This is a genomic window from Sulfitobacter undariae, assembly GCF_014196805.1.
GTDB lineage: Bacteria > Pseudomonadota > Alphaproteobacteria > Rhodobacterales > Rhodobacteraceae > Sulfitobacter > Sulfitobacter undariae.
Genome location: NZ_JACIEI010000012.1, coordinates 47,511 through 60,122 on the forward strand (window position 1 = coordinate 47,511; position 12,612 = coordinate 60,122).

Annotated in this window: 15 protein-coding genes; 9 read left to right on the forward strand and 6 right to left on the reverse strand. The window is 55.6% G+C overall.

The genetic code is table 11. The features are described 5' to 3' along the window. Nucleotides 1–34 precede the first annotated feature (34 nt). The 6 genes from GGR95_RS14180 to gph all read left to right on the forward strand — a co-directional run bounded on the left by GGR95_RS14180 (nt 35) and on the right by gph (nt 5,246). A complete protein-coding gene (locus GGR95_RS14180) occupies nt 35–796 on the forward strand; it encodes an ABC transporter ATP-binding protein (protein WP_184566971.1) in 762 nt (253 codons plus the stop codon). Next, the gene (locus tag GGR95_RS14185; RefSeq protein WP_184566973.1) at nt 789–1,574 is read left to right on the forward strand and encodes an ABC transporter permease; all 786 of its coding nucleotides are present in this window, start codon (nt 789–791) and stop codon (nt 1,572–1,574) included. The genes GGR95_RS14180 and GGR95_RS14185 overlap by 8 nt, the downstream gene beginning before the upstream one ends. A gap of 97 nt (nt 1,575–1,671) precedes the next feature. Further along, entirely contained in the window at nt 1,672–2,877 is a 1,206-nt protein-coding gene (locus GGR95_RS14190; protein ID WP_184566975.1) for an aminotransferase-like domain-containing protein, read from the forward strand. A 47-nt stretch (nt 2,878–2,924) separates the two neighbouring features. Continuing rightward, nucleotides 2,925–3,572 (forward strand): DUF1007 family protein, encoded by a 648-nt coding sequence (locus GGR95_RS14195; RefSeq protein ID WP_246423396.1) that lies wholly within the window; start codon nt 2,925–2,927, stop codon nt 3,570–3,572. Beyond that, entirely contained in the window at nt 3,557–4,477 is a 921-nt protein-coding gene (locus GGR95_RS14200) for a nickel/cobalt transporter (protein ID WP_184566977.1), read from the forward strand. The genes GGR95_RS14195 and GGR95_RS14200 overlap by 16 nt, the downstream gene beginning before the upstream one ends. 115 nt (nt 4,478–4,592) lie before the next feature. Next, entirely contained in the window at nt 4,593–5,246 is a 654-nt protein-coding gene (gene gph / locus GGR95_RS14205) for a phosphoglycolate phosphatase (protein WP_184566979.1), read from the forward strand. Here gph and hmuQ read toward each other — a convergent pair. Both hmuQ and GGR95_RS14215 read right to left on the reverse strand, forming a co-directional pair. Next, complete coding sequence (hmuQ, locus tag GGR95_RS14210) at nt 5,221–5,532, reverse strand: heme-degrading protein HmuQ (RefSeq protein WP_184566981.1); 312 nt, start codon at nt 5,530–5,532, stop codon at nt 5,221–5,223. The two genes, gph and hmuQ, sit on opposite strands and share 26 nt — an antisense overlap. An 80-nt stretch (nt 5,533–5,612) precedes the next feature. Further along, on the reverse strand, nt 5,613–6,629 hold the full coding sequence (locus tag GGR95_RS14215) for a Fe(3+) ABC transporter substrate-binding protein (protein ID WP_246423397.1): 1,017 nt from the start codon (nt 6,627–6,629) through the stop codon (nt 5,613–5,615). Nucleotides 6,630–6,856: 227 nt separating this feature from the next. Here GGR95_RS14215 and GGR95_RS14220 point away from each other — a divergent pair, with 227 nt between their 5' ends. Then, nucleotides 6,857–7,672: an IclR family transcriptional regulator gene (locus GGR95_RS14220; protein ID WP_184566985.1), complete on the forward strand. Its 816-nt coding sequence runs from the start codon at nt 6,857–6,859 to the stop codon at nt 7,670–7,672. An 8-nt stretch (nt 7,673–7,680) separates the two neighbouring features. Here the strand turns inward: GGR95_RS14220 and GGR95_RS14225 are convergent, their stop codons facing one another. Genes GGR95_RS14225 through GGR95_RS14240 form a run of 4 tightly spaced genes read right to left on the reverse strand, consistent with a single transcriptional unit; the run spans nt 7,681 to nt 10,223 of the window. Continuing rightward, nucleotides 7,681–8,352: a DUF1045 domain-containing protein gene (locus GGR95_RS14225; protein WP_184566987.1), complete on the reverse strand. Its 672-nt coding sequence runs from the start codon at nt 8,350–8,352 to the stop codon at nt 7,681–7,683. Then, entirely contained in the window at nt 8,349–8,687 is a 339-nt protein-coding gene (locus GGR95_RS14230; protein ID WP_184566989.1) for a carboxymuconolactone decarboxylase family protein, read from the reverse strand. The genes GGR95_RS14225 and GGR95_RS14230 overlap by 4 nt, the downstream gene beginning before the upstream one ends. Nucleotides 8,688–8,697: 10 nt before the next feature. Continuing rightward, the gene (locus GGR95_RS14235; RefSeq protein WP_184566991.1) at nt 8,698–9,456 is read right to left on the reverse strand and encodes an amino acid ABC transporter permease; all 759 of its coding nucleotides are present in this window, start codon (nt 9,454–9,456) and stop codon (nt 8,698–8,700) included. Nucleotides 9,457–9,464: 8 nt separating this feature from the next. Next, entirely contained in the window at nt 9,465–10,223 is a 759-nt protein-coding gene (locus tag GGR95_RS14240) for an amino acid ABC transporter ATP-binding protein (RefSeq protein ID WP_184566993.1), read from the reverse strand. A 127-nt stretch (nt 10,224–10,350) separates the two neighbouring features. Here GGR95_RS14240 and GGR95_RS14245 point away from each other — a divergent pair, with 127 nt between their 5' ends. Together GGR95_RS14245 and GGR95_RS14250 are read left to right on the forward strand one after the other, a co-directional pair. Continuing rightward, nucleotides 10,351–11,127 carry a transporter substrate-binding domain-containing protein gene (locus GGR95_RS14245; RefSeq protein WP_184566995.1) on the forward strand — a complete coding sequence of 259 codons (777 nt, stop codon included), beginning with the start codon at nt 10,351–10,353 and terminating at the stop codon, nt 11,125–11,127. Between the two features lie 66 nt (nt 11,128–11,193). Beyond that, nucleotides 11,194–12,573 carry an MATE family efflux transporter gene (locus GGR95_RS14250; RefSeq protein WP_184566997.1) on the forward strand — a complete coding sequence of 460 codons (1,380 nt, stop codon included), beginning with the start codon at nt 11,194–11,196 and terminating at the stop codon, nt 12,571–12,573. Nucleotides 12,574–12,612 lie beyond the last annotated feature (39 nt).

Here is a 12,612-nt window from a genome sequence, read left to right on the forward strand (position 1 = left end):
GTCTGCGTCCGGCCTTTTTATTTGGGAGAAGTTGATGGACCTGAAACTGGATGCGGTGACACATCGCTATAGCGATGTGGATGTTTTACGCGATATTTCACTGGATATCCCGTCTGGAAAGATCACCTGCATTGTGGGTCCGTCAGGGTGCGGGAAATCCACGCTGCTGCGTTTGCTAGGGGGGCTAGAAAAACCCACCGAAGGCGCTGTTCGCCAAGTGGGAAGCCCGCCAGAAGGCTGCCTGAACGCGCTGACCTATGTGTTCCAAGATTTCGCTCTGCTGCCGTGGCGCACGGTGGAGGGCAATGTGGCATTGGTGCTAGAGGATCATAAGCTGCCGGATCAGGCCGCGATCATTGCGGATGTACTGGCGCGCACCCGCCTGACTGATTTTGCAGGGGCGCTGCCCAAACAGCTGTCTGGTGGCATGAAGCAACGTGTTGCGATTGCACGCGCGCTGGCCGTGAACCCTGCGGTGATGTTGATGGATGAACCGCTCAGTGCGTTGGACAGCCAGACACGCGAATTGTTGATGGACGATCTGGTGGGTCTGTGGACGAAGCAACCGTTCACTGCCGTTTATGTGACCCATAATTTGGCTGAGGCCGTGCGGTTGGGCCACCGAATTGTGGTGCTCTCGCGCCGTCCCGGCGAGGTGCGTGAGATCGTTGAGATTGACACCGCCCTTGATGAACGCGCCCACGGTGATGCGGGCTTGGAGGCGCAGCAGCAATACCTCTGGGGGTTGATGCGGGAAGAAGCGGCAGCAGCAGATGCGGAGTTGATGAATGTCTGATCAAGTGACTTTTCGCGGGGGCGGTTTCGCCCCCAAACGCGTACGCGGCCTTGGGGTTTTGGTTTTTGTGCTGCTGATCGCCTTTGCTGAATGGGGCACCCGCAGTGGCATGATTTCGGCGTTGACGTTGCCCAGACCCTCGGATGTTTTGGGCACTTTTGTTGAACTCTGGCAAAGTGGTGGCTTGTTTAAACACCTACTTCCTTCGCTCAGCCGGTTGGCGGTGGGGGCCACGCTAGGGGTGATTGCAGGTGTCTCTGTAGGGGTGATGATAGGCCTGTTTGCTTATGCGCGGGCAGGGCTGGTGCCGCTGGTGGCGGCGATATTCCCGATCCCTAAAATTGCTTTGCTACCGCTATTTGTGATCTGGTTCGGGATTGACGAGGCATCCAAATACGCGCTGATCGCTTTCGGGACGTTCACACCCACAGTTGTGGCCACCTATGCCGCCGTCGATAACGTGGACCGAACGCTCATTCGTATGGGGCAGAGCTTTGGCCTGACGTGGTGGTCTATCGTGCGTAAAATTGTGCTGCCAGGGGCGATGCCCGGCATATTGTCGGGGCTGCGGATATCTTTGAATATCGCGATCATCTTACTGGTGGCCGCCGAAATGCTGGGTGCGCAATATGGTGTGGGGGCTTATATCTTGGAAGCAGGTAGCCTCTATGATCTTGAGCGTCTGTTTGCAGGGGTGGTGATCCTGTCTGTGCTGGGGGTGGCCGTGTCATCGGTGATCGGCATGGTAGAGCGGCGATTGCTGCGTTGGCGTGTGTGATTGGCAATAGGACCGTTTCGGACCCGTAGGGCATATCCATTGACCTAAATTAAGATTTCATGCTTTGTGTGCAGACTCAAAGTTCAGGGAGGCCGAAATGGACTGGCACCAAATATTCGCAACACGTAATGACCGCATGAAAGCCAGCGAAATTCGCGAGCTTCTCAAGTTGCTGGACCAGCCTGATATTATCTCCTTCGCGGGAGGTATACCTGACCCCAATCTTTTTCCCGCCGAGGCGTTCAAAGAGGCGTTCTCAGATGCGCTTGGGCCTGAGACACAGGCAACCGCGCTGCAATACTCCGTATCAGAAGGCTATGCGCCGCTGCGCGACTGGATCGTTGGCGAAATGGCGCGTCTGGGCATTCCCTGTAGCCGCGACAACATCCTGATTACCTCTGGCTCGCAGCAAGCGTTGGATTATCTCGGCAAGCTGTTGCTCAGCCCCGGTGATACGGCGCTGGTGGGGTGGCCAACATATCTGGGCGCATTGGGCGCGTTCAACGCTTATGAACCCCGCTATGATCGTTTGGACCCCGAAACAAACCGTAGCGCCGAGGATTACGCCGAAGCGGCAGGCGAGGGCCGTGTAAAGTTTGCCTATATGTCTGTTGATTTCGCAAACCCTACAGGCCGCACGCTGGATGCTGCCATGCGGGAACGGGTTATTGATCTGGCTGACGCGCTGGACATTGCTGTGATCGAAGACGCGGCCTATCAATCGCTGCGTTATGAAGGTGAGGCGTTGTCGCCTGTTCTGGCGCGTGAGATCGAGCGCAAAGGCGATATCAACGCGTGTCGCACGCTCTATTGCGGTAGTTTCTCTAAAACGCTGGCCCCCGGTTTGCGGGTGGGCTGGGTCTGTGGCGCGCAAGATGTGATCAACCAGATGGTTCTGCTCAAGCAAGCAGCGGATTTGCACAGCTCAACGATCAACCAAATGGCGATTGCCACAGTGGCCACAGCGCAATTTGACAGCCATGTCTCCAAGATCAAAGCAGCCTATCTTGAGCGGCGCGATTGGATGTTACAGGCGCTAGAGACGCATATGCCCGCTGGTGTGACATGGACACGCCCTGAAGGCGGGATGTTTGTCTGGCTGGAACTGCCGAAAGGCATTGATTGCGCTGCGTTGTTGGCACAATCGCTGAAAACCGAACGGGTCGCGTTTGTGCCTGGTCATGCGTTTTTTGCAGATGGCTCTGGAACCAACACAATGCGGTTGAGTTTCAGCAATGCAAATGAGGACGGCATTGAAGAGGGCATCAAACGCTTGGGTCGGCTGATTTCAGCTGCCTTTTGAGGGTGTTGGTGATTGATTAGGCGCATCGGGATGCATAGGTTGGCCAAATGAAGATATTCCCCGCCTTGTCCCTGATGTTGTTTGCTGCGCCTTTGCAGGCGCATCCGCATATCTTTATCAATACGGGGCTAAGCATTCTTGTCGATGAACAGAACCGCCTGACCCATGTGAAAGTCACTTGGGAGTATGACGAACTGTATTCCTTGCTGGTGACCGAAGACATGGAGGTGGACAGCGACTATGATGGCATGTCCACCCCCGAGGATGTCGCGAAGCTGACCGGTTTTGATGCGCATTGGATTGACGGGTATAACGGCGATCTGGTGGGGACGTTGGGCGATGCGGCATTAGAGCTTTCGGGCCCGACAGCACCCACCGCAGAGCTGGTGGATGGCAAGATCATCACAACCCATATGCGCAGCGTTATCGGCACGCCGCAGATCACGGAGCCAGTGATTTTCAAACCCTATGACGGCACTTATTATACCGCCTATGACGTAACACTGCCCGTCACCCTAGAAGGGGGGAGCGGCTGTGGTGTCACCGTTGATACTCCTGATCTGGATGCTGCACTGGCGATGACCAAGGCCGAGCTGTCACAAATGCCCGTTGATATGGATATGGAAGCGGCTGGTCTGGGCGATATTGGCGAACGTTTTGCAAGTGAGATTCAGGTTACATGCAGCGCGCTTTAGCTTTTGCACTTCTCTTGGCCTCGGCTGTTTTGGTTTGGCTCTGGATGAGTGGCGGTGGCAGTCAGATCACCGCTTGGGCGGCGGGCGAACAACGCGAGTTTCAAAACGGTATTGCGCGCACTCTACGCGCTCTGCGCCGGGGCGATTCAGGCGCTTATGCATTGCTGCTGGGCAGTTGCTTTGCTTACGGGTTCTTTCACGCAATTGGGCCCGGTCATGGCAAGCTGCTGGTTGGCGGCTATGGTGTCGCGCGTAAGGTGCCGATGCTACGCCTGTCGCTGATTGCGCTGATCTCAAGCTTGGGGCAGGCCGTGATGGCGGTGGTGCTGGCGTATAGCGGTGTTTGGCTGCTGGGCCTCACCCGCGAACGGATGGTAGATACGGCTGAAAGCTGGCTGGCGCCCCTGAGCTATGGGTTGATCGTGTTAATTGGTCTGTGGTTGGTCACACGCGGCCTGCGGCATTTGACCCAAGCACAAGCAGCCCCGCTGGGAGGGGACCACGATCATGACCACGCACATCACGGCGATGAGGAAGTATGTGGCAGTTGCGGTCATAAACACGGCCCGTCGCTGGCGGAAACGGAACAAGTGTCGGGGTTGCGCGATGCACTGATCCTGATTGGCGGCATTGCGATCCGCCCCTGTACGGGCGCGCTGTTTGTGCTGTTGATCACGTGGCAGATGGGCATCCCCATGGCGGGAATTGCAGGGGCGTTTGTTATGGCGCTGGGCACGGCTTCGGTCACGATTGCGGTCGGCATTGCTGCCTCGGGTTTTCGGGGTGGGTTGATGCGGTTTGTGGCACAGGCGGGGGCGCTGGTGTGGATGATGCCTGTGATAGAAATCGCAGCGGGGCTGGTTGTGGTCGCGCTGTCGCTGACCTTGCTGTTGCGGGCGCTGTGATCGCAAATCCGATTGACCTGCACGGCAGGGCAGAGGATGGTCAGGGTAAATCGCAGCACAAAAGGTTCGGGATGACAATGGATTGCTGTTTTAATCACGCGGTAGAGGTGCTGGCATGAGTGTACGGGTTGTCTTTGATCTGGATGGTACACTGATTGATGCCGCGCCTGATATTCACGGCGTTGCTAATAGCCAGCTTGCGCCGCATGGCGCGCAGATTACGCTGGAACAAACACGTGATTTAATCGGCAACGGGGTATCTGTGCTGATCACACGCATGCTTGCTGCGGTGAACTTGCCCGATACGTTACACGCACAAATGTTACCCGCGTTCAAAGAGGCATACCTCACGGCGGTTCACAAAACCCACCCTTATGATGGGGTGCGCGATACGTTGGACGCTTTGAAAGAGGCGGGGTATCTGTTGGGTGTCTGCACCAACAAGCCGATAGCGCCGACAATGGCGGTGCTGGATCACCTTGGGCTGACGCATTATTTTGATACGATCTGGGGCGGTGACACGTTGCCTGTGCACAAGCCCGATCCCGCGCCGTTGCATGCAGCCTTTGATGCGCTTGGTGATGGCCCGTGCATTTTTGTCGGCGATAGCGAGGTCGACGCAGAAACGGCCCAACGGGCGGGCGTGGCGTTTCTACTTTATACCGAAGGGTATCGGAACATTGATGTTAGCCAAATTCCGCATACCGCCGCGTTCAATGATTTCGCGCAGCTACCTGCCTTGGTCAAGAAATATGCTGGATTGCGGTAAAGCCTTCGAACACAGGCGTGCCTTCATGTAGCTTGGCCGTCTGTTTCGCGCCTTTGTGCGAGTTGCGGAAAGCATCGCTTGTGGTCCAACTGCGAAAGGCGTCTTCCGAGGCCCACTCGGTATGGGACGCATAGACAATCTTGCCATCCACCTCTGGGCCTTTGAGCATGTGAAACGCGACAAAGCCGTCCATGTTTTTCAGGTTGCTTTCGCGGTTCAGCCAGAGATCTTCAAACGCCTGTGCATTCTGGGTTGTGACGGTAAAGCGGTTCATTGCCAGATACATGGGAGTTCTTTCTAGGATGGGACGTGTTTGTAAGAGGGATACCCCGCCACCAGATATTCAAGGCGGCGGGGTAAAGGGGATTACTTCCAGCCGACAGCGTTCAGGATTTTTTGTGCTGTCGGGATGTTTTCTGCAACTGCGGACAGATCAACTTTATCTGCTTTGAATTCGCCCAGCTTTGCAACGCTTTCGCTCAGCTCTGCGCTTTCTACGGTGGGGAATTCATCGTTGCCCGCTGAGAAATACTGCTGTGCTTGGTCGGAAGACAGGTACTCAAGGAAGGCAATCGCGTTCTCGCGGTTCGGCGCATTTGCAGCCACACCAGCACCGGACAGGTTCATATGTGCACCTTCTGCATCTTGCGCAGGGAACAACCAACCGATCTGATCAAGGCTTTCTGTGACGCCAGACACGTCAATGCGCATGGCGCGAGCAAAGTAATACGTGTTGGCAATTGCAATATCACATTCGCCGGATACAACGCCGCGAATTTGGTCCGTGTCGCCACCTTGTGGATCACGGGCAAAGTTATCAACAACGCCTTGTGCCCAAGCGGTTGCAGCTTCTTCGCCGTGGTTCTCAATGACCGAAGCAACCAGCGTTTGTGTATAAGCGTTGGAGGACGAGCGGTGGCAAACCATGCCTTTGTACTTTGGATCTGCAAGCGACATGTAGTCCATTGGCGGTTCTGTCACGTCCTTCTTGTCGTAAAAGAAGATACGCGCGCGCTGGGAGAAACCAAACCACTGGTTGTCGCTGTCTTGCAGGTTTGCAGGAATACGAGTTTCCAGAACATCGCTGTCGATGCTTTGAAGGACGCCTGCGGCTTTGGCGCGTGCAAGGCGGGATGTATCAACGGTGATCAATACGTCAGCAGGAGAGTTCGCGCCTTCGGCTTGCATCCGTGCGATCAATTCGTCGCCTTTGCCTTCAATGCGGTTCACCTTGATGCCTGTGGCTTCGGTGAAGTCGGAATAGAGGCGTTCATCTGTGTCATAGTGACGTGAGGAGTATAGGTTCACCTCGCCGTCAGCGGAGGCCATGCTTGTGCCTGCGACAACTGCAACGGCGGCAATAACGAATGGTGAAAGTGACATGCGAGACATAACGAATCCTTCAGATACTAATTCTTGAGTGTTTTACTCGGCCAACTGAATACCTGCTTTTTGGCAAAAAGCAATAATCTTTACTGTTTTAGTAGGAGAGGCGTGTGGTTGCCACACGATGCGCCGTTCGGACATGGCACGGGTATAGTGAGGTGGTTGTTCCGATGTGCGGTTTTGCGTGATATGTCTTCGTAGATACCCATAAAAGGCCGCAACGCATGACGCAAACCACCAAACCCGCACGTAAAGGTATTCAGTCACTTGTGACTGGTTTCGAGGTGATTGATTTTCTGGTCCGTGCGGGCCGCCCTGTGCCGCTGCGTGAAATTGCCACAGGGACGGGCCTGTCCCCCAGCAAGCTGCAATTTTATCTGGTCAGTCTGGTTGAGGTGCGCGTGGTTCACCAAGACCCGGCAACTGGGTTCTACGGGTTGGGGTCCTATACGCTGCAACTGGGCATCGCAGGGCTGCAGCAATTTGATATTTTTGAAGCCACACGCACCCATTTGGATGCTTTTGCCGCGCGTCACGGACATAGTATGTTCTTGGGGGTGTGGGGCAATGAGGGGCCAACGGTAATTTATCGCGCCCGTGGTCAACAAGGTGGCAGCCTTATGGAGTTACGACTGGGCGCGGTTTTGCCTGTCTTGCGTTCGGCCTTGGGGCAGTTATTTCTGGCGCATTTGCCAGAGCGGATTACAAAGGATCATATCATCCAAGAACTGAAAGCGGGGGTCAACATGCCGCGTTTGGATGACGTGCCGCAGAGTGATGCGGAAATAGCAGCGCGCAATGCGGCCATTCTGGAGCAAGGGATCAGCCGCTGCCGTGGCGGGATGTTGTCCGACCACACCAGCCTGTCGGCCCCTGTGTTTGATTATCGCGGCAAGATCGTTGCAGGGGTGACGCTGATGGCGCCGCTATCGGCAGTGGATGATGACCCTGACAGCGCGATGGCCAGTGACCTGCGCGATACTGCGCAGGCGATCTCCCGCGAGGCGGGTCAGAACAGCATTCATTACCTCGACATTTGAGCCGCTGTTCAACCCTCCAACGCAAACCGCGTTATGGCGTGGAACATGCCCTCTGAATCTTCGCCTGCAAGAGTCAGGCTGTTGAGGGTGAAAGGTGTCGGCAAGACGGGGTTGAAATGCGCAGCAACGACAGGTGCTATTGCCTCGGCGTTATTCAGCGACCCCGTGAGAGTAATGTGGAAGTGAAAATCCTGCATGACATGGGGATAACCCCATTGGATCAGGTTTTGCTCTTGCGACGCACTCAGCGGGCGGGCGCGGCGGCGGGCCAGTTCCTGATCGGACGCTGGCGCGCGAAACGGATCAAGGGTTTTCACAACATGCGCGGCAAGCGCGTTTAATTCGTTGGTGTCGCCAAGGGGCGTTAGAGCAAGGAAGCGCCCGATACGTGAGAGGTGCAGACCGTCAAGCGTGACCGCCGCAGTGCTCTTGGCGAGTGCACTAGTTGCGGCCTCTAGCGCGTCGCGGGTGGTGCCTTTAGCCAAGACCATCGGTGGCTTGATGGTTGCATGCAGCCCGTATTTGCGTGGCGTTTTAGTGAGGGCGGCAACGTCGATCCCGTCAATCTTCGGATGCGGTACGACTGCCCCTGCGGCCATATCCCACCCCAACCAAGCGGCACCGCGCTCTGCCAGATCAGCTTCGGGCGTGAAATAGAGGGCATAGCGTTGAAAGATCATTTTGCCGAAAACTCATCATAAGCTTCCAGCGCCTTTGCGCCATAAGCAATTGACGGCCCGCCGCCCATATAACCCACCATTTCCAGCGCCTCGCAGAGCTCATCGCGGGTGGTGCCAAGACGAACCAGTGACTTCACATGAAAGCCGATGCAGCTGTCACAACGGGTTGAGATACCGATGCCCAGAGCGATGAACTCTTTGGTTTTTTCGTCCAATGCGCCGAATTTCTTGGCCGCTTTGCCCATGGCGTTAAATCCCGCAAACATGTCTGGTGTTTGCTTTTGTAAGGTGCCGATGCGGCCCATCGTATCATCCAGAAATTCGGTCCAGTTCATGATCTCTCCTTTAGCGGCTTTCATCTGCGCCCATCTTACGCTCCAACCAGCGCACAAAGAAACTGATAACCAGCACCAGCACGAGGTATTCAAGGATGAGCAGGGTGTATATTTCCAGTGGGCGATATTCCGTCACCACCAGTTCATTTGCGCGGCGGGTGAGTTCCTGCATCCCGATGACCGAGGCAAAGGCGCTCATTTTCACAATATAGATAAACTGATTTGCGAGTGGCGGCAGGATGCGGCGGATCGCTTGGGGGAGGATCACATACCGCATGGTCTGGGTGTATGTCAGACCGATGGTCTTGGCGGCCTCTGTCTGGCCGCGTGCGATACTTTGGATGCCCGAGCGGTAGATTTCTGCGGTAAAGGCGGAATCCGAGATCGCCAGTGTGATCACAGCCCCCCAAAACGCATCAATGCTGAGGGATATGCCCATGGATTTCAGAACCACTGGCAAGCCATAGAACACCCAAAACAGCATGGGCAGCAGCGGAATGGCGCGGACAAATTCGACGTAGATGCGGCTGGGTAATCTGACCCAGCGGTTTGAGGACATGCCGGGCAGGGCGACCAACAGACCGATCAGCATCGACATGACGGCTGCGAAAACTGACAGTAAAATCGTCGCGCCAAAGCCGTTCATCAAGAATTTGATGTGCGACATACCTTGGTGCGTTGTCGGGTCAATGACATACCAGCCCCAATTGCCCGAACCGCCACAACCTGCCAGAAATGCGATACTGGCGAGGGCGGCGATATTTTTCATGCGGGCGCTCAATGTTTCAGGATCTGGTTAAGGAAAGTGCGGCAGCGCTCGGACTTGGGGTTCTCAAAGAACTCTTGCGGTGTGCCTGTCTCAACGATGGCCCCGTGATCCATAAAGACCATCCGATCTGCAGCGCGGCGGGCAAATCCCATTTCATGGGTGACAACAATCATCGTCATGCCGCTTTCGGCCAAATCGACAATCACATCTAAAACCTCCGCGATCATTTCGGGGTCCAGCGCCGATGTGGGTTCGTCAAAGAGCATGATTTTGGGTTCCATACACAAGGAACGCGCAATCGCCACACGCTGTTGCTGGCCGCCCGACAATGCGCCCGGTTTCTTGTTTGCCTGTTCGGGGATTTGCACACGTTCCAGATATTTCATCGCGCGGTCTTCGGCATCTGCACGTGATAGTCCACGTGCTTTCATCGGGCCAAGCGTCAGATTTTGCAAAATGGTCAGGTGCGGGAACAGATTGAACTGTTGAAATACCATCCCCACTTCGGCGCGGATGGCCTCGATAGAAGCGGCATCGCCCATGCGTGTTCCGTCCACAGTGATTGTGCCGCTGTCATGCGCCTCAAGCGAGTTCACACAGCGGATCAAGGTGGATTTGCCAGAACCAGACGGGCCACAGACCACAATCCGCTCTCCATGTGCGACGGTAAGGTTCACGTCTTTGAGAGCGTGGTACGTGTCATACCACTTGTTCAGGCCGTTTATCTCGATCGCGTTTGTGTGATCAGGGGCGCTTGGTTGTGGCATGGACCTCTCCTCGTCGAGGGGTATAGTTAATTTCACTGTTGCCCAAAGCGCAACCAGCATTAGATTGCGAAAGATCATAACAACGTCGCTCTTGCGACGACATAGTACAATCCACTGGGGAAAACACATGAAATTGATAAAAAATATCGGCCTCGCGGTCGGCTTTGCGGCCACGATGCTCGCCGCGCCTGTAATGGCACAGTCGGCGTTGAAGGATATCCTTAGTGGTGGTGTTCTTAAGGTCGGAACAACGGGCGATTGGAACCCGATGTCTGTACGTGACCCCGCGACCAATTCTTATGTGGGGTACGATATCGACATCATGACCCAACTTGCCGCCGATCTGGGTGTTGAATTGGAAATGGTGCCAACCGATTGGAAAACGCTGGTGAACGGTGTTGTGGCGGGCAACTATCATGCGACTGGCTCTGCGTCGATCAGCCCTGCGCGGCTGAAGGCGGCGGGCTATTCGCACAGCTATATCGCGGTTGAGATGTTCCCGTTTACCACGGATGATAAACTGGCCAAGTTTGACGGTTGGGACAGCATCAACAAACCTGACGTAAAGGTTGCTACTACTTTGGGCACGTCCTTTGAAAAAATGGTCAAAGAATGGTTCCCCGAGGCCGAGATCGTTGTTGTCGAAGCGCCTGCGCGGGGTTTTCAAGAGGTTCTATCTGGCCGTGCGGATGTGTTTGTAACGTCTAACATCGAAGGGTCTACCCTGTTGCAGAAGTTCCAGAATGTGAAACAGATTGAGGTCAGCACGCCGCGCGCGCCGACACCTATCGCCATGCTGTTGCCGCAGACCGATCAGGTCTGGATCAACTATGTGAACAGCTGGATTGAGCTGAAAAAGGCGGAAGGCTTCTTTGAAGAAGTCGCTTTGAAGTGGGGCCTCTGAGCCGTAAGGTATAGACGAACAGGGGGCGCCTTCGGGCGCCCTTTTCTTTGCAAGATGGATGGCGCGATGATTGATACTGACCTGACCGAAGGCCCCATCAGTGGCCATTTTCGCCGTCTTGCCATTCCCGCAGCGGTTGGGATGCTGTTCAGTACCCTCTATAATGTGGTCGATACTTTTTATGCGGGCTACTTTGGCACGCAGGCGCAGGCGGGGCTGACTATTGGCTTCCAAGCGTTCTTCATCCTTGTTGCCATCGGCTTTGGCCTCAGTTCTGCGATGAGTGCGCTGGTGGGCAATGCAAAGGGGCGCAAAGACGCGGCGGATGCACGGCATCTGGCGGCGCAGGGCATCGGCTTGGGCGTTATGGCGACTTTGGTGATGGTCGCTATCGGGGTGTTTGCAGGACCAAAATTGATTGCCGTCGTCTCTGAGCCGGGGGGCTACCGCGATGCGGGGCTGGGGTATTTCAGCTGGCTGATCTTTGCGCTGCCCGGTTTCATTATGGGGCCAACAGCCAATGGTATCTTACAAGCGCGCGGCGATACCCGCAGCTTGCAACGCGCGATGGTGGTGGCGTTTTTTGTGAACGTGGGGCTGAACCCGCTATTGATGTTCGGCATTCCGGGCGTGATTGGTGGGATGGGATTTAACGGCATCGCCTTGGCGACGATTATCAGCCAGTCAGGTGTGGCTATCTATATCCTGTGGCAGGTGTTCGGACGCTCGATGATGCAAGACCTCAAATGGTCCGAGTTCGCGCCCGTTCCCGCCAAATACGCCGAGATCATTGCGCAGGCATTTCCCTCCGCCTTCGCGCTCTTGGTGACATTTTCGAGCGGGTTCATCATACAGTTTGCGCTGAAAGATCACGGAGAGGCGGCACTGGCGGCCTATGGGATTGCCATGCGGGTTGAGCAGTTGTTTTTGTTACCTGCCTTGGGCATCGCGATTTCACTGGTGCCGATTGCTGCGCAGAACTTTGGCGCAGGCCAATCCGAGCGCGTGCGCGAAGCGTTTCACCGCTGTTGGATGTTGGGCGTCACGGGTACTTTGCTGGCCTTCCCGTTTTTATGGTTCGGGGGCGCGTTGGCGGCGCGTGTGTTTTCAGATGATGCCGAAGTCATCCGTGTGACTGCGCTGTTTTTAAAAGTCGAAGCGGTGATCTTGCCTCTTTATGTGGTGTTGTTTGCCATCAACTCCTTGTTGCAAGCCTTGCGCAATGCCGTGTGGACGATGTGGCTGGGCATCTACCGCCAATGGATCGGTATGGCCTTGTTCATCTGGTTGTTCGCTTATGTTTTCGATGGCGGGATGACAGGGGTTCGTCTGGGCATTGCTGCCGCTGTTGGGACGGGTCTACTGTTGGGGATTTGGGTCGGGGTGCGGGTGGCACGCACGCAAATTGGTGGTTTGGGCAAGCCGCCCTTTATGGCGAAAGGCTAACTGCCTGCCCCTGCCAGATCACAGTAGGGTCGCAACATG